This is a genomic window from Rossellomorea sp. ABR4_012, assembly GCF_056159545.1.
Genome location: NZ_JBSWVK010000003.1, coordinates 1 through 21,655 on the forward strand (window position 1 = coordinate 1; position 21,655 = coordinate 21,655).

The window sequence follows — 21,655 nt, forward strand, 5'->3', positions numbered from 1 at the left end:
GTAGCTGGACAATTCTCGAAGTAAAGTTAATATTTTCTTGTTAATTGAAAAAAGGGCTGCCTGGCTGCAGCCCTTTTTCATATTCTGATAAAACGATCTATACAGCATCAAAATATGGTCGGATAATCGTCGAAACCTTGTCCGGATGCATCCAAAGAATAGATTTCATATTCTCCCCATTCATTTTCCCGAAGATCAATCCCTCCCAGCAGACCCTCTGAAGCTTCCAGCACGGCCTTTCGATAGGATATGATTCTTCCGCCCGATGTTTGAAAACTGATGATGTCCCCGTGATAATTACGCTGAACCTTCGTGATTTCCTCCATTTTCCAAACCCCCTCTTCAATGTTTTTCAGTAGTAGTATGGTCAAAAATGCCGCAGTTCATAAGGAAAAGGAGCTGTATTTAAAAATATAAAATAGGGAAAAAAGAAGGATTTTTCTCTTATAATAAGAAATAGAATAAGAGAATAAATATACAGAGGTGTAATGATGAGTAAATCTGAATGGCATACAAACGCCAGATCACGCTGGGATAATAATGCAGATAATTGGCATTCAAGAAGCGTAGAAAACTGGTCTACAGGCAGCAGGAAAGCAGTTATCCCCTTCTTTCTGAAATCTGTGGGAAAAGGGAATAAAGTAGGAGACCTCGGGTGCGGTGATGGCTATGGCTCCTATCTGCTTCATCAGAACGGATACAAAGTGACGGGCATGGATTTCTCTGAAAAAATGGTAAGGATAGCAAATCAGCTTGAACAGGAACATTTGCAATTTGTTCAGGGAGACCTTGCCCGCCTCCCTTTTAATGACAATGAGTTTAATGCAGTGATGGCCATCAATTCAATCGAATGGACAGAATCTCCGTTAGAGGCATTAAATGAACTTGAAAGAGTAACAGGCAAACAAGGGTATATTTGTATTGGACTACTTGGTCCGACGGCGCACCCGAGAGACAATTCCTTCCCTCGTCTACATGGAGAAGACGCCATCTGCAACACGATGATGCCTTGGGAATTAGAACGATTGGCTGAAGAAAATGGCTGGAATAAGATTGATGAAGAGTGGGTGTATAAAAAAGGTGTAAATGAAAGTTTGGCTTCATCACTTTCAAATGAATTACGACAAGCGTTGACGTTCATGACTCTTTTTATGTTCAGGCTTCCTTAAGAAATACATGCTTCAATGAAGAGTGGATGAATTTCTTTTAGTGTAAAATAAATGTAAGTACCGTGGGTATAACTCAACGATAAAAAGGTGGATACGATGACATTGACAACTAAGAAATTGAAAACAGATATCGAAATCGCACAGGAGTCTGCTCTCCTGCCAATCTCTGAAATTGCTCAAAAAATCGGACTGACAGAAGAAGATATTGAGCTGTATGGAAAATATAAAGGGAAAATATCATATGAAGCGATACATAATCTGAATAAACATAGTGATGGAAAACTAATATTGGTAACCTCCATTAACCCTACTCCCGCTGGGGAGGGCAAATCGACGGTGACGGTTGGGCTTGGCGATGCACTCAATCAGTTGAATAAAAATGCGATGATTGCCATGAGAGAACCTTCCTTGGGACCAGTCATGGGAATGAAGGGGGGAGCTACAGGGGGAGGGTTTTCGCAAGTCCTTCCAATGGATGAGATCAACCTTCACTTCACCGGGGACATCCATAGCATTACAACGGCTAATAATGCCCTTTCGGCAATAATTGATAACCATATGCATCAAGGGAATGAGTTAAATATCGACCCCAGAAGAATCGTTTGGAAACGTGCCCTTGATATGAATGATAGGGCTTTAAGGAACATCGTGATCGGTCTTGGAGGACCCGTTCAAGGTGTACCGAGAGAAGATGGGTTTGATATCACAGTGGCATCCGAAATCATGGCCATCCTATGTTTATCCAATGATCTTCCGGAATTAAAAAGGAGACTGGGTCAGATTGTAGTGGCTTACAACGATAAAAGACAGCCGGTCACCGTTAGTGACCTGAAGGTGGAAGGGGCGCTGACTTTATTACTGAAGGATGCCCTGAAACCTAATCTAGTGCAGACAATCGAGCAGACACCTGCACTGATCCATGGTGGTCCATTTGCAAATATTGCACACGGATGCAACAGTATCATCTCAACCAAAACAGCATTGAAACTTGCTGATTATGTTGTGACGGAATCAGGATTCGGGGCAGATCTTGGGGCAGAGAAATTCCTCAATATCAAGTCCCGTGCTGCGGGTATCGCTCCTGATGCAGTAGTCCTTGTAGCAACAATACGTGCTTTGAAAATGCACGGCGATCAAAGTAAGGAAGAGCTGCAGATTGAACATATGGAAGCCCTGAAACGTGGACTTGCCAATTTAAAAAAACATATGGAAACCCTGGATGCCTTTAACGTATCGTATGTGGTAGCGATCAATCGTTTTGTTACAGATACCGACAGGGAGATAGAATTGCTGAATGCCTGGTGTGAAGAGGAAGGGGTCCCAGTCTCATTAGCTGAAGTATGGGCAGAAGGCGGAAAAGGCGGACTGGATCTAGCACAAAAGGTATTATCGGTCATTGAAGATAATAATAAGGAATTCACTCCGCTGTATGATTTGTCAGACTCACTTCAAACGAAGATCGAATGCATTGCCGGAAAGGTATACGGAGCCAGTGAAGTGGATTTTACGGTGAAAGCAAAAAAGCAGCTGGATGAATTTGAAAAGAACGGATGGGGCACCCTCCCAGTTTGTATGGCGAAAACTCAATATTCCTTATCAGATGATCCCGTCAGGCTGGGGAGGCCAAAGGATTTCACCATTACGATCAGGGAGTTGAAGCCTAAGATTGGTGCAGGGTTCATTGTGGCACTAACCGGGGAAGTGATGACGATGCCGGGGCTTCCTAAACATCCGGCTGCATTGAATATGGATATTGATGCCGAAGGAAAACCCACTGGTTTATTTTAAGGTGACGCACCTGAATTGAAGGGAAGGAGGAGATCGGGATGTTTGATCCTACAGCCTTTGACAACTTAAAGGTAGTTGTAGAGGGAGCAGTGTACGACTTAGATCTATCAGGAGATATTTCCATTCTTGATCGGAAGGATTTATTTGATTTTGCTCATTATGACCGTACATACGTCATTCACTATTCCCTTCCTCATCGGTCTAGTTCGATTTCACTTGAATTAAGGGCTGACATGGGGCAATTTTTAGCGGAGAGAAATGGGATAGCCGCAAAGAACCAGGCAGGGGCAGTCATTCAATTGACATACATGGGAACTGAAACAATGGACGAGCATCGGGAAGAGCTTGAGAATGCCTGGGGCCCCGATAAAAGCTGGGAGTGGATCAACGTGAACTCCTCTCTACATTCGACTAAAATACAGGGAGTTCTTAGTTTTAATAGAGTCATTACAGAAGAAATGGTGGATGATATCCTTCAAATGGTTTCTTTTTCAGTGGAAACATTGAATATATTGGACTAATGGGGTTTGAAAATTAATAGACATTCGAAAGAGGGGGCGTTTTTGATGAGAATCGCATGGGTAACTGATAGTACTGCATACATCGAAGATCTATCAGCATGTAAGGAAAAAGATGTGTTTGTGGTGCCAATGAATATACTTTTCGGTGAAAAGGAGTATAAGGATGGAATAGATTTATCTCCTCAGGACCTTTTTGAAAAGTTGAAAGAAGAAAGAGTTGAAGTGAAAACGTCACAGCCTTCCATCGGTACGTTTAAGGAATTATATGAAGAGCTTGCAGACAACTATGATCATATTTTTTCGATTCACGTCTCTTCTCACTTCAGCGGTACCATGTCTTCCGCTTATCAGGCGGCAGAATTGCTCAGTGATACATTTCCAACCATTACCTGCATCGATTCCAAGACGCTGACATATCCTTTGACGGAACTCATTGAATATGGTCAAATCCTTCATAAAAAAGGGAAGTCGATTGAAGAAATTACGAAATCAATAGAGGAGAAGATCAAAACCCGAGAAGTGTATGTAATGGTGGGAAGTCTGGAACAGCTTCACAAGAGCGGAAGAATGAATGGCTTATCTTTCTTTCTTGGAAGTGTATTAAATATCAAACCAATCCTATCGATAGTAGATGGAAAGTTAGAAGTGAAAGACAAAGTAAGAAGTATAAATAAAGGCTTGAGTAAAATGAGTAATCTACTGCGTGAAGCATTACAAAAAAAGAAAATCAAAAAAGTTTCAATCTTACATGGGTTGAATCACGACGAGGCTGTCGAATGGATCGAAGAACTAAAGAAAAGCTACCCGGCAATCGAGTTCGGAGCATATCCACTTGGAGCCGTCATCGATGTCCATGCAGGTGCCAACACAATCGGGATCAGCTGGTCGGAGGATAACGCGGAAGCATAAGCGTGGAGAGGTGATGTATAAGTGTAAATCTTATACATCACCTCTTTAATCATTTAGCTCCGTTTTTTGATACAATGGGGAGGAAAGGTGATGATAATGTGGGCCGGGACGAAATAGAAGGATTAATACATGCGTTGAAGCGAGAATTTAAAGAAGAGTCAACAGGACATGACTGGTATCACCTTGAACGAGTAAGAAATAATGCTCTATTGATTGCAGAGAAAGAAAATGTGAAAGATACATATATCATTGAGTTAGCTGCTTTGCTGCATGATGTTCCGGATGAAAAACTTAATTCATCCGAGGAAGAAGGGAAAAGAAAGCTGGAAGGATTCGTATCCTTACTATCACTTTGTGAAGATGAGAAGGATGAACTCTATGACATCATCTTTTCAATTTCTTATAAAGGCGGTAACGAGGAATCTTTATCCTCGATTAAAGCGATGATTGTCAGGGACGCAGACAGACTGGACGCACTAGGGGCAATCGGAATCGCCAGAACGTTCGCATATGGCGGCAAGAAGGGGCGTGCGATATTTGACCCTGATATAGATGCAAGGTCTGAAATGAGCCTGATTGAGTATAGGAATGGGAAAAGTTCTAGCATCCATCATTTTTATGAGAAATTATTAAAATTGAAAAACTTGATGTGCACGGAAACGGGAAAAGTTCTTGCAGAAGAACGGCATGAATACATGCTTGAATTCCTAAAGCAATTCAACAAAGAATGGAATGGTCAAGAATGAGAATGTTAACAGCTGAGAACCTGTCAAAATCCTACGGAGAAAAGACTTTATTCGACAATATTTCGTTTTCAATAAATGAAAAAGAAAGAGTCGGCCTGATCGGTGTAAACGGTACAGGGAAATCAAGTCTCTTAAAGTTAATAGCGGGGATTGAAGAGTATGATGATGGTGAAATCATCACTCCCGGAGATTATCATATAACCTATCTACCTCAGGAACCGGAGATTGGCGGTGATTTGAGTGTTATTGGACAGGTTTTTCGCGGAGAGGCAAAAATCATTAAAGCCATGCGTGAATATGAAACAGCTCTGCTTGAAATGGAAAAAAATCCTGAAAGCGTGACTGTGCAGGAAAGATTATTTGAGGCTCAGAAACAGATGGATATCCTTCATGCATGGGAAGCCAATGCCAATGCTAAAGCGATTCTGACAAAATTGGGTATATATGATTTCTCCAAAAAAATGAATGAGTTATCAGGTGGTCAAAAGAAAAGAGTGGCACTTGCCGGTGTACTTATCGAAACTCCTGACCTTCTCATTCTCGATGAACCTACAAACCACCTGGATTATCAATCCATTAAATGGCTGGAAGATTATTTGGCTAAATATAACGGTGCAGTTTTACTGGTGACACATGACCGGTATTTCTTGGATAGTGTCACGAATCGTACATTTGAATTGGATGGGGGAAGGATTTTTACATATAAAGGGAATTATGCTTCGTTTATTGAAGCGAAAGCGGCAAGAGAGGAAAACGAGCGTCAGATATCCGAAAAACAGCAAAACCTTTATCGCCGTGAACTTCAATGGATGAGAAGAGGTGCAAAAGCCCGAACAACCAAGCAGAAAGCAAGAATCCAGCGATTTGAAAACCTGGAGGAAAACATGACTTCAGGTCCCAACCATTCACAAGTGGAGATCGCAATCGGAGGAAATCGTCTAGGCAAGCAGGTATTTGAATTGAAAAATGCTTCAAAATACTTCGATGGCAAGGTGATCCTGAAAGACTTCAATTACTTAATCAAACCGGGTGACCGAATTGGGGTGGTTGGAAAAAATGGAAGTGGAAAGTCAACATTTCTCAATCTTCTCTCAGGGACTGACGAACTGAATGAAGGGGAACTGATCACCGGTCAAACCGTCAGGATCGCATACTACACCCAAGGGCATGAAGAATTGGATGAAAACATGCGGATGATCGAATATATCAGGGAAGCCGGTGAATTCATCACAACGGATAAAGGGGAACGGATATCCGTCACTTCCATGCTGGAGCGATTTCTTTTTCCGATGAGTACCCATGGCACGCTTATTCGTAAGCTATCTGGCGGAGAGAAGAGAAGGCTGTTCCTCCTCAAGTTATTAATGGGAAAACCGAATGTGCTTCTGCTTGATGAACCCACCAACGACTTGGATACTGAAACACTCACGGTTCTTGAAGACTATATCAATGATTTTGCAGGCGTGGTAGTGACTGTTTCACATGATCGGTATTTCTTAGACAAGACTGCTCATCAATTGCTCGTTTTTAACGGGGAAGGCGATATAGGATACTATTTTGGAGAGTATACAGAGTACTTAGAGGAAGCTGAATTAGAAACGAGAAAGCAGGCAGAAGAAAAGAAACAGGATACAGTATCAAAGCAGCCCTCATCACAACCTGAAAAAGAGAAAAAAAGGTTATCCTATATGGAGAAGCGTGAATGGGAGGAAATCGAAGGAAAGATCTCTGCCATTGAAGGGAAACTGGAAAATGTCCAGGAAGAACTTCAAAGTGTCGGGAGCAATTTCGAACGAGCGCAAGAACTAATGAATGAAAGTCAGCAATTAAACGAAAAGCTCGAACACTTGATTGAAAGATGGAGCTATCTTTCAGAATTTGCAGATTAAGCCGCTTTGTTTTTTTACAGAATAACAACTGTGTTAAGATGTAATAAAGAAGTGTTGGCAGAAAGGGGATTAACTGTGAGAATCGTATCGATCGAACCTACACCCAGCCCAAATACGATGAAAGTTCTCTTAGACAGGGAGCTTGAAGCTGGGAAAAGTAATAACTATAAAAAAGATCAGACGGAGGGTGCACCTTCCATCATCAAAGAAATCCTTCTCATAGAAGGAATCAAAGGGGTTTATCATGTTGCAGACTTCCTTGCTGTTGAACGGAATGCGAAGTTTGATTGGCAGGAGCTTCTTCCTCAGGTCAGGAAAGCATTCGGAGAAGAGACGCAGCAAGAATCGAATGAATCCCGGATGGAAGAGCATTTCGGTGAAGTGAATGTTTCTGTACAGATGTTCAAAGGGATTCCGATGCAAGTGAAGGTGACAGAAGGAGAAGAAGAAAAGCGTTTTTCATTACCTGAACCTTTCTTGAAAGCATTAGCAGGTGCCCAGCAGGAAGGAGACAATGTCGTACTGCTCCGAAAGTGGAAGGACCATGGAGTAAGATATGGTGATCTGGATGATATCGGAAGCGATGTAGTAGAGGAATTAACCGCTGCCTATCCGGATTCAAGACTCGAAAGCTTGGCTCAACAGGCAATGGAAAACCGTACTGAAGCACAACCTGTCCGGCCAAGTAAGCAAAAAATCACGTTGGAAGACTTTCGTGCACCGGACTGGCAAACCAGATATCAGAAACTTGAAGCAATGGATACACCTTCCCTTGAGGACCTTCCGCTTCTTGAAAAAGCATTGGAAGATGAAAAAGTGTCAATTCGCCGTTTAGCCGTGGTATATCTGGGCATGATCGAAGACGATCGGGTATTGCCTTTATTATATAGAGGACTTGAAGATAAATCTGTATCCGTACGACGTACAGCCGGTGATTGTTTATCCGATTTAGGATTCAAGCAAGCTATGCCGCAAATGGTGAAAGCACTGGAGGATAAGAGTAAATTAGTGAGATGGCGCGCTGCCATGTTTCTATACGAAGAAGGCGATGAATCGGCCCTTCCTGGTTTGAAAGCTGCAGAAAATGATCCGGAATTCGAGGTCAAATTACAAGTGAAAATGGCGATTGAGCGTATAGAAGGCGGAGAAGAGGCAAAAGGCTCTGTTTGGAAACAAATGACAGAAGCGCGTTTGCAGGATTAACAGGAAAATGAAATAAAATATATTCTATAGGGGGAATGGTTGATGTCAATGGCTTATGAAGAGTATATGAGACAATTGGTGAAACCCATGAGACAAGAACTTGCTCAAGCAGGTTTCAAGGAACTGATGACCGCTGAAGAAGTGGAGCAGTATATGGAAAGTGCAGAAGGAACAACTCTGGTAGTGGTGAACTCAGTATGCGGCTGTGCAGCAGGACTTGCAAGACCTGCTGCTACTCAATCCATCATGAATAATGATAAGGCTCCTGACCAACTAGTGACTGTATTTGCTGGACAGGATAAGGACGCCACAATGAGAATGAGAGAGTACTTTGAAGGTTACGAGCCTTCATCACCTTCAATGGCATTATTAAAAGGTGATAAAGTGGTTCATTTTATACCAAGAGAAAAAATAGAGGATCACGACATTTCAGACATCATATCAAACTTGACTTCTGCATTCAACGAACATTGTTAAAAAAGATATATCATCACAGGGAACTCTTAAAGGGTTCCCTGTTTCTATGGTATTATAGATTGAATAAGCTGAATCAATAAAGGAGACAACCAATGTGTTTGTAACGACATGCGGGAGAGTTAACGAGAATGTCATCAAAGAGGCCTTGCGAATCGCATCTGAACTGAACATTCCCTATATCGAACGAGGAAAAAAATCACTTGTGTATCATATGGAAAAAGAAGGTCAAGATTGCGTAATGGTCGGTAAAGAGCGTCTGGAGCTTCATAAAAAAATAGGGGAGGAACCTTTTTTCTTTCATCCAAATTCAGCATCGTTCCGCATTAAAAGATTAATGCGAGGGGAAAGAGATCCCATGGTGGAAGCAACAGGGCTGAGAGAAGGGATGAGCTTCCTTGATTGTACACTTGGACTTGCTTCAGACAGCATTATCGCCAGCCATATAGTCGGCCCTGAAGGAACTGTTAAAGGAATGGAAGCAAATAAGTATATTGCCTCTATCATTTCAGAAGGCTTAAAGAATTGGACGTCGCCCCTTGCAGAGTTAAACGAAGCGATGAAAAGAATAGAAGTGCGGCAAGGGAATTATGAAAATGGGTTAAAGGAATGTGCTGACAAATCAATTGATGTAGTCTATTTCGACCCTATGTTTGAAGAAGGACTGACTGATTCAACCGGCATAAATCCAATCAGGAACTGGGCTTCCTATACACCCCTGAAAAAAGGAGTGATAGAAGAAGCCAAACGAGTGGCCAGAACTAAGATTGTCATGAAAAATCACTATCAATCCCCCCTTTTCGAGGAACTAGGATTTGAAGTGATAAAAAGACCATCATCCAAATTTCATTTTGGAGTCATCAGGCTGTGAAATGAAGTTTTTCAAAACAGTTTTTGAGAGAACATTCTAACAGGATATCGGCAAAGTGGGTTTGAACGAAGTCAAGGTGTTTGGTAACCCTAGAATGCCAGAAAAATAATAATTTGAAGTATAAAGGTGTATAAGCCAGTTCAACATTTGGATTGGTAGTAAGTTTTCATGCAATCATCCTCATTATTTACCATATTTATGGCAGCACTGTCACAAGTACATGAATTAGCTCAGTTTTTTCTTAACTTAGCAAGGGGGATCTTTGTATTGCTTTGTTTATGAGCTATTTTGAGGATTTATGAGCCATTTTGAGGATTTATGAGCCATTTTGAGGATATATGATCCATTCTGAAAATATATAATCCATTTTCAAAATATATAATCCTTTAAGAATCATTTAAATAAATCCGACCCTATCAGAGCCGACCAACTTTAGGATTAAATCATAAGGGCTTGCAGCAGAAGGTTCACAGATAGACCGCAGAAAGCGGAATTTCGAACGCAATCGAGAAGCGGTGTTAAACAGATCTTATAGAAAACAGCCAACAAAAAAGACAGGCCATCAACAATGCCTGTCTGCTTTTTTTACATTTACATTAGTCAGTGAATCCTAGTACTACAAAATAACCTAATAGAAGTAAATATCCGATATTAATCATAATTCCAGTATCCATTTTAGTTATCCTCCTTACGAAATATCCTCATTAATATACTACCACATAAATATTTTTATATCCTACAAAAAAATGAAACCTTTTTCACTTTTTGTTCGTAATAAATAGTATAATAATAGAAGCAATACATAGGAAAGGACGTTATCTATGGCAATTTGGCTCAAAAAGTCGTTTTTTGTTCTAATATCGATCCTTACATTCGGATTGGTGTCCCCGTCACAGGGTTTTTTGACCGAGGGAGGACATGCACTCGCTAAAAGCAACGGAAAACTTTCTTCAGTGGAAAGTGCAGAAGAGGAAGTCCTTCAGGAAGAAACGGTCTTATCAAGAGAAGATTTTCTGGACCAAATGATGGAGCAGGCAGAAATAAATTCATATATGAAATTTGGTACCAAGATTAAACCGGCGATTGAGGATGAATTCAGAAGCGTAATCCTGCCGAAGATGGAACATGCAATCGAACAGACTGCTTTACAATATGAAGAAGATTTATCCTTCCTTGTTATATCAGAGGTTCCGAAGTATGCAAAAACGGAGAAAATCTTTCATATCTACGATGAACGATCCGGGAAAGATGTGATCCGATTTCATGTCAGAAAGGATCATCCCCCTAAAGAAGGGTATTATTTTAACTTTCATTACCATACAGTACACGATAATTTCCAGACCCATCATGACCTTGGAAGCATTTACTGGGATAAAAACACTCCGCCTCAGTGGATGAGTGTCTCATAAACTTTTATACATACAGCAAGCACAACTTTCTTTGTGCTTGTTTTTTTATTTGGGAAGGCAAGGCTCCTTTCAAATGGGAATTGGAAGGAATCTATCCTAAAAAACAAATTAATATTATGGTAGAATAATAGTTATTCAGGCACTTTTCGTATACGGAGGTTCTTTTACATGAAACGTGCAGCCATATTCCTCGTGCTTATCACAACTTCTTTCATCATCTGGAAGCAAACACAGGCAAGCAACAGCGGTATTCTTTTAAAACATTCTGCCATTAAATCCAGCATGCAATTAAAATCAGACGAACAGTTGGAGAATATTGTTCTGCTGCCGGAGGATGACTTTGACCAAAGCGAAGCAAAAGGCATCATCCGAAGGCTTGATCATATTTCACCCCATCTACTCAGTGCAGTCGAAAATCAAGAAATAAAGATACGTTTATTCGAAAAAAAACTAACGGATTTTTCTTCTACGAGTCACTTGAAGGGTGTGACGCCCAGAGGGTACACAAATAAAAGTACAACCTGGGATGATGTACCTGGAATCGGGGGCTCCAAACTGGTTTTAGTGAAGATAGGACATAGTGAAAGGGGAATGGGGCATGATTCCGTTAATTTGGAATTACATGAACTTGCCCACAGCATCGACAGATATGTTGTCAATGACCCTTATTCAGAAATGGCATTTATGCAGGTTTGGAAGAAAGAAGCACCCCTTTTATTCCCTGGTCAATCATACTTCATTGATTATCAAGAAGAATATTTTGCAGAAACATTTGCCATGTACTACTTCAATTCAGACTCTAGGAATATATTGAAACGGAAAGCTCCATCTACTTATCAATACTTTAAGTCATTGAACTGAGTGTCAATGACCATTAGATATACATTTTACAGAGGCTGGGACAAAAGTGATTTGGTCTAAGTAAAACCCGAACTAATTTGCATTCAAGTAGGCAAATTAGTTCGGTTTTTTTGTTCAATGTATATATTTAGATTTAGCTTTTTCCAGCGGTTGATTGGAGTGCAAAACGAAGACTCCTGCGGGAAGAGTAGCTTATTTGAGACGTGTCCAGCTACAGGGCTTAGAGGCACATGTCATAAGTCAAACCGGCCAAGAAGGCAAAGAACGCCTTCGTGGTCGATTCGCCTTATGCTACCCGCCTCTGAACAAAGCCCTTCCGCTTTCCTTCCCACAGGCTTGCCGAGTTATCATGAACGAAACTAGCTCCTTACCCGTAACATCGTAGGTTAATTTGGTAAAACTGTTTTTAGGAAAACCCAATACCAAATCAGAGCTACATTACGGAAGGAGCCAGTTATTATGAAGGATACCTTAAAATACGTAGGTTTAGACGTATCAAAGGAAAAAATTGCGGTCGCTATTGCGGAAGAGGGTCGTCACGAACCACGATACTGGGGAATGATTCCTCATACTTCTGGGGCAGTGACGAAATTAATGAAGAAGCTGGGCAAATCCGAAAACCTGCGAGTTTGTTACGAAGCAGGATCTACAGGTTACCCGTTATACAGACTATTTCTAGCTTTAGGCATTCACTGTGAGGTGATTGCGCCATCCCTGATTCCTCAAAGACCGGGAGAACGCATCAAAACGGATCGCAGAGATTCTCTTTGACTGGCACAGTTATATCGAGCTGGCGAGCTGACTTCTATTTATGTCCCAACGGAAGAAGATGAAGCATTACGAGATCTTATCAGATGCAGGGAAGACGCGAAAGAAGATGAGCTGAGAATCAAGCACCGGTTAAGTAAATTTCTACTACGAAATAACATTAAGCCCCCGTCGGGGGTAAACAAATGGACGGTAAAATATTTTAATTGGTTGGATACGTTGAAATTTAAAAACACCCATTTAAGAATCGTACTTCAAGAATATTACCATCAGCTAAAAGAGCTAAAACAACGACTTCTTAGATTGGAAGAAGAGATTAAACGACAATCCACCGAAGGTGTACAAGCTCCAAAGGTTCAAGCCCTACAAGCGTTAAGAGGAGTAGCTCTTATCACGGCGACAAGTGTTGTCGCGGAAGTTGGGTCTTTCAAACGTTTCTCCACCCCGCGACAATTCATGGCCTATGTTGGATTAATTCCAAGTGAATATTCGAGTGGAGAAAGCAGGAAGCAAGGAAACATTACGAAAACAGATAATCGGCATGTACGACGTTTATTAGTCGAAGCTGCTTGGAGCTATCGTTTTCAACCTGCCGTAAAAGGAGAACTTAAGAAACGGATACATGGTCAATCACCTACGATTCAAGCAATTTCCTGGAAAGCACAAAATCGTCTGCACCAAAAGTATTACCGTTTAGTTTCACGAGGTAAAAATCCCGGAAAAGCCATAACGGCGGTAGCGAGAGAGTTAGCCGGTTTTATCTGGGCGGTTATGCAGGAAGTTGAAAGTTCTCCAAATGCTTAATGATTGATGTTTTGTTTGTAAAATCGTTTTGGAAATAAAAATCGAAATTAAATAGAAGCCTGAGAATAGGGCTCGAAGGCAAAGAGTAAAACCGGAAAGGAAAATCCACGTGCCTCCTATGTGATATATCTAAATAGATTAACTCACGCGCCGAGTTAGTGGACCAGACCTTTATAAGGAAAGATAAAATGTGAAAACCCACGAATATCAGAGTGCTAACCGCAGTAGAGATTTTTGCCTTCGTGCCGTGTTCTTACCTTCTGTTCCATCAAAGAAAAAGGAGGAACCAGACAAACCAAGATAAGCTACCACCCATATTTTCAGGATTTATTTGTGTAGTCTTATCCAGATTTAATACCGATTCCAGCGGTTGATTGGAGTGCAAAACGAAGACTCCTGCGGGATAAGCGTGTTAGGTGAGACCCCGCAGGAGCATCGCGACGAGGAGGCTCACCAACCGCCCGCGGAAAGCGAAGTTTTGCACGGAAATCATTAGCGGTAATGCATGGAATCAAATTAATTTAGAAGTCAAAACAAGCTTCTCTATTAGGGTTGCCTAAAAACTAAATCAAATCAGGGTGGGGTGAGTATCTTGACGGTTTCGTTCATATCAGGAGGCTCACGGGCTACCTGAGGAAAGCGAAGTCTTGCACGGAAATCATTAGCGGTATAAGTGCCTACAAAAACTTGTTCGTCTTAATTTGGTGGTTTTTTAGTTTTGTCCCAGCCTCTATATTTTTTCATTGGCTATTAGAGATTGATTGTCTTAAAATAAAGGAGATACATAAAAGAGTCATTTTTTCAGCAAAGGAGCGATATTGATGAAACACGGAGAATATGCTTATCTGGATATGTGCCGCCATGTACTGGATAACGGCTTCAAAAAAGAGGATCGAACAGGGACAGGCACCCTCTCGGTATTCGGTTATCAAATGAGATTTGACTTAACTAAAGGGTTTCCTCTGCTGACAACAAAAAGGGTACCTTTCAGGCTTGTGGCCAGTGAATTATTGTGGTTCATAAAAGGTGATACAAATATCCGATATTTACTTCAGCACAACAACAATATCTGGAATGAATGGGCGTTTAAAAACTGGGTGGAAAGTGGAGAATACTCAGGCCCTGATATGAAAGATTTTGGGCTCAGAAGCCAGCAGGATGAAGAGTTCAACAAGCAGTATCAAAAGGAAATGGAACATTTCAAAGAACGTATCCTCAATGATGAGAGGTTTGCCGAAAAATATGGGGAATTGGGTCCCGTTTACGGCAAACAGTGGAGAGCGTGGGAAACGACTACGGGAGGAACGATCGACCAGTTAAAAGATTTGATTGAACAGATAAAAGTCAATCCTGACTCAAGGCGATTGATTTTATCGAGCTGGTCGCCTGAATTTATTCCTATGATGGGATTGCCGCCTTGTCATACGTTATTTCAATTTTATGTTGCGGATGGAAAGTTAAGCTGTCAGTTATACCAGCGCAGCGGAGATATTTTTCTTGGAATTCCATTCAATATAGCAAGTTATGCTCTCCTGACTCATTTAATTGCACACGAATGCGGGCTTGAGGCGGGAGATTTTATCCACACCATAGGCGATGCGCATATTTATACGAATCACATGGAACAAGTTACAACCCAGCTTGACCGTGAACCAAAAGCCTTCCCTAAATTGAAGTTGAACAGCGAAGTGGAATCGATTTTTGATTTTGAAATGAAGGATATCGAATTGGAAGGATATGACCCTCATCCGTCCATCAAAGCACCGGTTGCAGTATAATGACAACTTGAAGGTATGGCCCGGATTAATTCCGGAATATGTTTGAAAGGGGAAGAGTAAAGTATGATCTCTTTTATCGTCGCAATGGACTCGAAATCAGCGATTGGAAAAAACAATGAACTCCCTTGGCACCTGCCTGCGGACTTAGCTTTCTTTAAAAGAGTCACCATGGGGAATCCGATTGTGATGGGAAGAAAAACATTCGAATCAATCGGGAAAGCCCTGCCTGGAAGAGAAAATATTGTAGTCACAAGAGATAGGCAGTACAAAGCAAAAGATTGTACGATCATCCACTCAGTGGATAAGGTTTCTGAAATTGAAAGCAGTTCAAATGAAGAAGTGTTTGTGATTGGTGGAGCGGAAATTTTTAAGGAAGTGTTTCCGTTTGCGGACCGCCTCTATATTACGCTGATAGAGGAAGAATTCGGGGGAGACACATTTTTCCCTCCATTTGATCAAGAGGAATGGGAATTGATAAGCAGGGAAAAGGGTCCCAAGGATGATAAAAACCCATTTGATTATTACTTCTTGACTTATGACCGCAAATAAATGAACGCCTCTGTTACAACGTATAGTTTTTTGTTTCCGGAAGTTGTAAGGAGATCAACAGCGGTGTTTGACAGGTGAAAAAATAATATCAAAAAAGGTACCGTTCCATCTACGGTACCTTTTTTTGGCGTTATACGTATAACAATATACAGAAATACATGCAGCCGCTCCCTGCCAAAACAAATAAATGCCAAATCGCATGATTGTAGGGAAGCTTGTTCCACACATAAAAGATGGCTCCGATAGAATACATAATACCGCCGGCTAATAAAAGAGAGAACCCTGCGCCTGTCAGACTAAAATAAAGCGGTTTAATCGCGATGATGACGAGCCAGCCCATGATAAGGTAGAAAAGAGTCGATACCACTTGAAACCGCTGAACGAAATAACATTTAAATACAATGCCTACGACAGCAAGCCCCCATACAACCCCAAAAAGTGTCCAGCCTAGTGCACCCCTTACACTTACAAGCATAAAAGGGGTGTAGGTCCCTGCAATCAAAATATAGATTGCTGAGTGATCAAGGATTGCGAATAGGTTCTTGACCTTTGACGGTTTAAAGCTATGCAGCAAAGTTGAAAATAAATATAGAAGGATCATCGATGCCCCGAATATGGAAAAGCTGACGATATGCCATGGTGATCCCCTGTCAACGGAGAAGATAATCAGCATGACCAAAGCGGGGATGCTTAATATGAAGCCGATACCATGAGTGATGGCATTGGCAATTTCCTCTTTCCAATTGGAATAATCAAAGTCATATGTCAAGAATACGCACCCTTTCAGTTAAACCGTAAGTTTATTATTTTATCGTAATCGTCTTTACCGAATTCTGCAACCATTTAGCAAAGCGATTCTTGTTTTTGTGAGTAATTTAGGTTACCCTCTTTTTAAGAATCGCTCAGTTAAAGGTGATAGTTATACCTCAACAGACCCGGGCCATTGTAACAATTTCTAGAAAAAGTTAAAGGATATAGAGGTGATTCTATGTGTGGAAGATTTTCTCTTACTACTCCCCTGGAAGAATTGATTAGTCAATTCTTAATAGATGAATTCATCGAAGAAGTTTCTCCCAGATACAATATTGCCCCTTCTCAAAAGGTGCTTTCACTCATTTCAAACAATGGTGAAAGAAAAGCGGGGGAAACACTTTGGGGCCTCGTGCCTGGCTGGGCAAATACGAATAAATGGAAGCCGCTGATCAATGCACGAAGTGAAACATTATTAGAAAAACCAAGTTTTCGCTCATTGGTCCATAAGAAAAGGATGGTCATTTTCTCAGATGGATTTTATGAATGGAAGCAGGAGGATGATGGAAAAGTCCCCGTCCGCTTTCAGCTCAAAAGTGAAAAACCATTTGTTTTTGCTGCTCTATGGGACCGAAGCAGTGATGGACAGGTAACATCCACGATCCTCACGACAGAAGCCAATGACCTGGTAAATCCCGTCCATAACAGGATGCCTGTTATGCTAAGCGATAATAATGAAATTGAAAGATGGCTGAACACAGATAAATATTCATTCGAAGAAGCATCCTCAGTACTGAAACCATTTCCTCTTGAAGAGATGAAGAGTTACCAGGTGTCCAAACTGGTCAACTCACCAAAAAATGATGTAATGGATTGTATCAACCCTGCCTGAAATTAATATCCCAGATTCGGAAACAGCACCAGCCAGCGAAAAGCGGTGTCTTGCACGGAATCGGGCAGCGGTGTTGTGACAGTAATAGTGTTAAAAAATTTTAATTTCGCAAGATTAGACATTTTACGCATCCTTAATGAGGTATAATAGGGATATAAACGGGTATAAATGAGGATTGATACTTTGCTGACAAAAACCATTGAGTTCAAATCAAAGTATGGAAGGAAAGTCAAAATCTTAGAAGTCCCTGTGCTAAAGGAAGACAGCCCGCTCTATTTTAGAGTAAATCTGAAACTGCATGCTTTCATTTCAAAAATCTTGAAAGAGCAGACCAGGAAACCAGTGTACAGTTTTAGAGAATACCTAAAGAAAACAATGAAATGGTCGGATTATGAACAAATTTATCACTCCGATGAATTAAAAAATAATGCTTGAGCAAGTAGCAAGGACATTCTAAAGCAAACACGTTCTTTAGAATGTCCTTTTTTCTTTGTGGAAATTGGGTATACATATACTGAATGATATACGATATCAATTGTTAAAATCTATTTTAATCCTGACTCTTTAACGTTATAATACAAGGGATATGGTAGAAGGATGTGGCAAAGTTGACCAAAATTAAAATAGTAACAGATTCAACAGTAGATTTAACAGAGAAGGAAATAAGCGACCTGGACATACATGTAGTTCCTCTATCGGTTACAATCGATGGAGAAACGTACTTAGATAGAATCGATCTAACCCCTTCAAGTTTTTTGGAGAAAATGAAAGCATCAGAGGAATTGCCTAAAAGTTCGCAGCCTCCTGTAGGAACTTTTCTTGAATTGTATGATGAGTTAGGAAAAGATGAATCGACTATTCTTTCGATCCACATGACCGGTAATATGAGCGGAACCGTGCGATCGGCACAATCTGCAGCAGAAATGTCTTCATCACAGGTAACAGTTGTAGACTCAAGATTCATTTCAAGAGCACTGGCTTTTCAGGTTATCGAAGCTGCCAAGCTTGCTAAGAAGGAGAAAACTCTTGAGGAAATCCTGCATTCCATTGAGAATATCCGTAAGAATACGAACTTGTTCGTTGTAGTGGATACCCTGGAAAACCTGGTGAAAGGAGGAAGAATCGGCAAAGGGAGGGCAATGATAGGCTCCCTGCTCAACATCAAGCCGATTGCTTCTTTGGCCGGAGGGGAGTATACCCCTGTAGCAAAGGTAAGGAGCCATACGCAGGTTGTCAAATACTTATCGTCACAATTTGTTGAAGACGTGAAAGGGAAAACGATACTCGGCGTCGGGCTGGTTGAAATTGACGGTTTGAAGCTTGCTCAAAATCTCAAGAATAAGATTAAAGAAAAAACCGGATACGAAGATTATGAAATACTACAGACCACACCGATCATCAGTACCCATACTGGAATCGGTGCAATTGGATTCATGTACTATACAGATTAAAAGAAACGGCGGGGGGCTGGCCCTTCGCCGTTTTTTGAATTTTATGCTATCAAAACCCATACTATTTAATATGATTCAAATTTTCATTTAGTTACATATACTAAAGTAAGTAAATAGGCGGCTGTCTGTCCAACGATTGAATAGTAGGGCAAAATAACTGCAGTTTACAATTAGTTTATGTATTATTAACAAAGGTTTTACGTATATACTGTCGTGATATAATAACATTATACTGTGAGCGAGGTGAAGCGGATGAATAGAATAGCATACTTCATGCTTGCTTTTGTTCTTCTCTTATCTGGCTGTTCATTGGAAGATGCAGCAGAACATGTAACAAGGGAAGTTTCCTTGTGGGATAAAGATAATCCGAATGAAAGCTTCATACCGAAAAATTTAAAGATTGTTTCAATTGGGGATTCTCTTACTCAAGGAGTAGGGGATAGTACAAAGAGCGGGGGGTATGTGCCTTACCTGGAGAATCAAATGGAGTCCATGGATGGAATTAATAATGCCCAATTCCATAATTATGGAGTCAGGGGTAATCGAACGGATCAGTTGCTTAAACGGTTAAAAGAAAACAAAGTGAAAAAATCGATCGAAGAAGCTGATATGGTCATGATTACGATCGGTGGAAACGATGTGATGAAGATTTTTAGGGAAAACTTGTCTCACCTGAGTTTAGAGGTTTTCCAGGAAGAGAAACGTTTGTATCAAGAAAGGCTTACGAACATCATGAGTACGATTAAAAGCTATAATTCTGATGCAGGGATTGTACTTGTGGGACTATATAATCCTTTCAATACATGGTTCTCAGAAATTGATGAAGTGAACCAAATCATTCAAAACTGGAACAGTGCAAGTGAGCATGTATTGAGCGGCTACGATAAAACGCTGTTCATAAAGATCGACGATTTATTCATCGACAGTGGAGATACCCTGTTGTATGAAGATTATTTCCATCCAAACGATGAAGGATATAAATTAATCGCAGACCGGATGTTTATGAGTCTTTCACAAGGGGAAACAATTGCAAGACTGACCAATTGACCATATTTAGTTAGAAGAGGAGCAGCCGCCATGAAGAATAAGTGGAAAGTAGCATTTTTTTCCTTATTGGGAGCCTTGATTGCAGGATTTGTCATTATTCTGTTAATGGTTTTTGCTCCTGCTGAGGATGATGAACTGCCTCAAAATAAAGCAAATAATAATAGAGAAGTGGGATTTGACGTACGCTCTAATAAACACGACCTGAACCTTATCATTGGGCACTATATCGAAGAAGAAGGACTTAAAGGTCCAGTTGAATATGACGTACAGTTAAAAGATGAAGTGGAATTACACGGATCTGTTCCAGTATTCACGTCAGACATTGATTTCGAGCTTAAATTTGAACCCAAGGCATTGGAGAATGGGGATATTCTCCTTAAACAGAAATCGATTTCAGTCGGCTCTCTTAACCTGCCGGTATCTTATGTATTGAAAGTCATCAGGGATTCATATAACTTTCCTGATTGGGTGAAAATCCAGCCGAATGATGAATTGATTTACGTATCCCTGCAGGATATGAAACTGAAAAGTGATATCAAAGTGAGAGCGAAGGAATTTAATTTAGAAGAAGACAACATTATGTTTAGATTATTAGTGCCAGTCGATCAAGCTCAATAAGAAAAGCGGAGGCGGCTCGTTCAGCCCCGACAAGCATTTGAGGGCCCACCGGTAAAGTCGCTCTTTGACATCATCGGAAGGACTGAAACGTCTCGAGTATATTTAAAAAAGGATGACCGGATCGGTCATCCTTTTTTTAGCCTTTTAACAGCAGTGCTTCCAGTTCCGGTTCACCTTCTGCCAATCCCAGAGCAACGATGGTATAGGCTTGATTGGGTTTCAATTTGACATTTGGTATATCCAGTACCTTGTTTTTTGTACCGGCAATTCTTGCTTCGAGATTAACCGTCATAGGCGTCAGGTTCAAGTACTCGGATGCTTGTTTGAATGAAACATCAGCAAATACGGTGTCTCCTCCTTTAACACCTATATCCACTGCCGGAGCGTCAGGTGAAAGGTGGATGAACTTTATCTTTGTTTCCCCGCTTGGAACAGATGGATCATCAATGAATGGAAGCAGCTGCAGTTTATTTGAAGTGCCGACTGCCGCAAGTGTATAAACCTTTCCAGGTTCAATCTTCACCTTTTTGCTGATCAGGGTGGTGACCCCATTGCCGGCCGGATAAATATCAATATGATACTTACCTGCCGGCAGCGTCAGGTAATCACTGATATCTTTAAATGCAACATCTCTTAATATACGATTTGCATTAACATAAATATCCACATTTGGGGCGTCAGGTACTGCATGGAGTACTCTGACATAGGAAGGCTGACTGGATAGATTCATTTCTCTTTGCTGCGCCTTGAGGGCTAAGTTCATATACTTCAGGTGTTTTTTATAATAATGGATGTGCATGGAAGGATTGCTGTATTTATAATATCCAGCCAATACATCATATAAAGCCGCTTTTTTTAAATAATTCTGTTGATTGCTCATTATACGTTCTCCCCTTTAATCTTTCTCACCACAATAGAATATGCAGGTGAGGTGGATTGGTGAAAATACCTATTTTGAAGAATTTTTCTGAAAAATAGAAAATTTTTCTTGAATTGTTGTATTCTTTAAGAGATAATGTACTTAACTTATATGAAAGCGGGTGGTGTGATATGAAAAGACTTATGAGAATAGTTAACGAAGAGCCGCATAAATCAAAAACAGTCTCTGCATGTCAACATACCGCTTTATTCGGGAAATCAATTTAGAGGTATTCTTAT

At 40.7% G+C, this 21,655-nt stretch carries 23 protein-coding genes; 20 read left to right on the plus strand and 3 right to left on the minus strand.

The genetic code is table 11. From position 1 onward, the window contains the following. Positions 1-107: 107 nt before the first annotated feature. Entirely contained in the window at positions 108-326 is a 219-nt protein-coding gene (locus ACXAFV_RS12655; protein WP_475126947.1) for a DUF3892 domain-containing protein, read from the minus strand. Positions 327-491: 165 nt separating this feature from the next. On the opposite strand from ACXAFV_RS12655, the gene ACXAFV_RS12660 reads away from it, so the two are divergent. The 15 genes from ACXAFV_RS12660 (at position 492) to ACXAFV_RS12730 (ending at position 15,739) form a co-directional block, all read left to right on the plus strand. Next, positions 492-1,169, plus strand: a complete 678-nt coding sequence (locus ACXAFV_RS12660; RefSeq protein ID WP_475126948.1) for a class I SAM-dependent methyltransferase — start codon at positions 492-494, stop codon at positions 1,167-1,169. Between the two features lie 96 nt (positions 1,170-1,265). Next, positions 1,266-2,957: a formate--tetrahydrofolate ligase gene (locus ACXAFV_RS12665; protein WP_475126949.1), complete on the plus strand. Its 1,692-nt coding sequence runs from the start codon at positions 1,266-1,268 to the stop codon at positions 2,955-2,957. 38 nt (positions 2,958-2,995) lie between these two features. After that, a complete protein-coding gene (locus ACXAFV_RS12670) occupies positions 2,996-3,478 on the plus strand; it encodes a hypothetical protein (protein ID WP_475126950.1) in 483 nt (160 codons plus the stop codon). Between the two features lie 45 nt (positions 3,479-3,523). Beyond that, a complete protein-coding gene (locus tag ACXAFV_RS12675) occupies positions 3,524-4,387 on the plus strand; it encodes a DegV family protein (RefSeq protein WP_475126952.1) in 864 nt (287 codons plus the stop codon). A gap of 74 nt (positions 4,388-4,461) precedes the next feature. After that, the gene (locus ACXAFV_RS12680; RefSeq protein WP_475126953.1) at positions 4,462-5,133 is read left to right on the plus strand and encodes an HD domain-containing protein; all 672 of its coding nucleotides are present in this window, start codon (positions 4,462-4,464) and stop codon (positions 5,131-5,133) included. Continuing rightward, on the plus strand, positions 5,130-7,022 hold the full coding sequence (locus ACXAFV_RS12685; RefSeq protein ID WP_475126954.1) for an ABC-F family ATP-binding cassette domain-containing protein: 1,893 nt from the start codon (positions 5,130-5,132) through the stop codon (positions 7,020-7,022). The genes ACXAFV_RS12680 and ACXAFV_RS12685 overlap by 4 nt, the downstream gene beginning before the upstream one ends. 75 nt (positions 7,023-7,097) lie before the next feature. Further along, the gene (locus tag ACXAFV_RS12690) at positions 7,098-8,225 is read left to right on the plus strand and encodes a conserved virulence factor C family protein (RefSeq protein WP_475126956.1); all 1,128 of its coding nucleotides are present in this window, start codon (positions 7,098-7,100) and stop codon (positions 8,223-8,225) included. A 42-nt stretch (positions 8,226-8,267) separates the two neighbouring features. Continuing rightward, entirely contained in the window at positions 8,268-8,702 is a 435-nt protein-coding gene (locus ACXAFV_RS12695; RefSeq protein WP_475126958.1) for a BrxA/BrxB family bacilliredoxin, read from the plus strand. Between the two features lie 94 nt (positions 8,703-8,796). Continuing rightward, positions 8,797-9,570 carry a class I SAM-dependent methyltransferase gene (locus ACXAFV_RS12700; protein WP_475126959.1) on the plus strand — a complete coding sequence of 258 codons (774 nt, stop codon included), beginning with the start codon at positions 8,797-8,799 and terminating at the stop codon, positions 9,568-9,570. Between the two features lie 821 nt (positions 9,571-10,391). Then, complete coding sequence (locus tag ACXAFV_RS12705) at positions 10,392-10,979, plus strand: YpjP family protein (protein WP_475126961.1); 588 nt, start codon at positions 10,392-10,394, stop codon at positions 10,977-10,979. 168 nt (positions 10,980-11,147) lie between these two features. Continuing rightward, positions 11,148-11,840 carry an anthrax toxin lethal factor-related metalloendopeptidase gene (locus tag ACXAFV_RS12710; RefSeq protein WP_475126962.1) on the plus strand — a complete coding sequence of 231 codons (693 nt, stop codon included), beginning with the start codon at positions 11,148-11,150 and terminating at the stop codon, positions 11,838-11,840. 459 nt (positions 11,841-12,299) lie between these two features. Beyond that, positions 12,300-12,611, plus strand: coding sequence for an IS110 family transposase (locus tag ACXAFV_RS12715; RefSeq protein WP_475126964.1), 312 nt, complete (start codon positions 12,300-12,302; stop codon positions 12,609-12,611). Beyond that, positions 12,612-13,412 carry an IS110 family RNA-guided transposase gene (locus ACXAFV_RS12720; protein WP_475127913.1) on the plus strand — a complete coding sequence of 267 codons (801 nt, stop codon included), beginning with the start codon at positions 12,612-12,614 and terminating at the stop codon, positions 13,410-13,412. 821 nt (positions 13,413-14,233) lie between these two features. Then, the gene (locus ACXAFV_RS12725; RefSeq protein WP_475126965.1) at positions 14,234-15,190 is read left to right on the plus strand and encodes a thymidylate synthase; all 957 of its coding nucleotides are present in this window, start codon (positions 14,234-14,236) and stop codon (positions 15,188-15,190) included. Positions 15,191-15,253: 63 nt separating this feature from the next. Beyond that, positions 15,254-15,739, plus strand: a complete 486-nt coding sequence (locus ACXAFV_RS12730; RefSeq protein ID WP_475126966.1) for a dihydrofolate reductase — start codon at positions 15,254-15,256, stop codon at positions 15,737-15,739. A gap of 130 nt (positions 15,740-15,869) precedes the next feature. Here ACXAFV_RS12730 and trhA read toward each other — a convergent pair whose 3' ends face one another. Beyond that, entirely contained in the window at positions 15,870-16,508 is a 639-nt protein-coding gene (gene trhA / locus ACXAFV_RS12735; RefSeq protein ID WP_475126967.1) for a PAQR family membrane homeostasis protein TrhA, read from the minus strand. A gap of 219 nt (positions 16,509-16,727) precedes the next feature. Between trhA and ACXAFV_RS12740 the strand changes: the two genes are divergently transcribed. From ACXAFV_RS12740 to ACXAFV_RS12760, 5 genes are all read left to right on the plus strand, one after another. Beyond that, positions 16,728-17,381 (plus strand): SOS response-associated peptidase, encoded by a 654-nt coding sequence (locus ACXAFV_RS12740; RefSeq protein WP_475126970.1) that lies wholly within the window; start codon positions 16,728-16,730, stop codon positions 17,379-17,381. A 168-nt stretch (positions 17,382-17,549) separates the two neighbouring features. Continuing rightward, entirely contained in the window at positions 17,550-17,816 is a 267-nt protein-coding gene (locus tag ACXAFV_RS12745) for a DUF2535 family protein (protein WP_475126972.1), read from the plus strand. A gap of 173 nt (positions 17,817-17,989) precedes the next feature. Continuing rightward, positions 17,990-18,832: a DegV family protein gene (locus ACXAFV_RS12750; RefSeq protein ID WP_475126973.1), complete on the plus strand. Its 843-nt coding sequence runs from the start codon at positions 17,990-17,992 to the stop codon at positions 18,830-18,832. A 252-nt stretch (positions 18,833-19,084) separates the two neighbouring features. Further along, the gene (locus ACXAFV_RS12755; RefSeq protein ID WP_475126974.1) at positions 19,085-19,879 is read left to right on the plus strand and encodes an SGNH/GDSL hydrolase family protein; all 795 of its coding nucleotides are present in this window, start codon (positions 19,085-19,087) and stop codon (positions 19,877-19,879) included. Positions 19,880-19,909: 30 nt separating this feature from the next. Beyond that, on the plus strand, positions 19,910-20,497 hold the full coding sequence (locus ACXAFV_RS12760; protein ID WP_475126975.1) for a YpmS family protein: 588 nt from the start codon (positions 19,910-19,912) through the stop codon (positions 20,495-20,497). A gap of 136 nt (positions 20,498-20,633) precedes the next feature. Here the strand turns inward: ACXAFV_RS12760 and ACXAFV_RS12765 are convergent, their stop codons facing one another. Then, positions 20,634-21,377 (minus strand): DUF4397 domain-containing protein, encoded by a 744-nt coding sequence (locus ACXAFV_RS12765; protein ID WP_475126976.1) that lies wholly within the window; start codon positions 21,375-21,377, stop codon positions 20,634-20,636. Between the last annotated feature and the right edge of the window lie 278 nt (positions 21,378-21,655).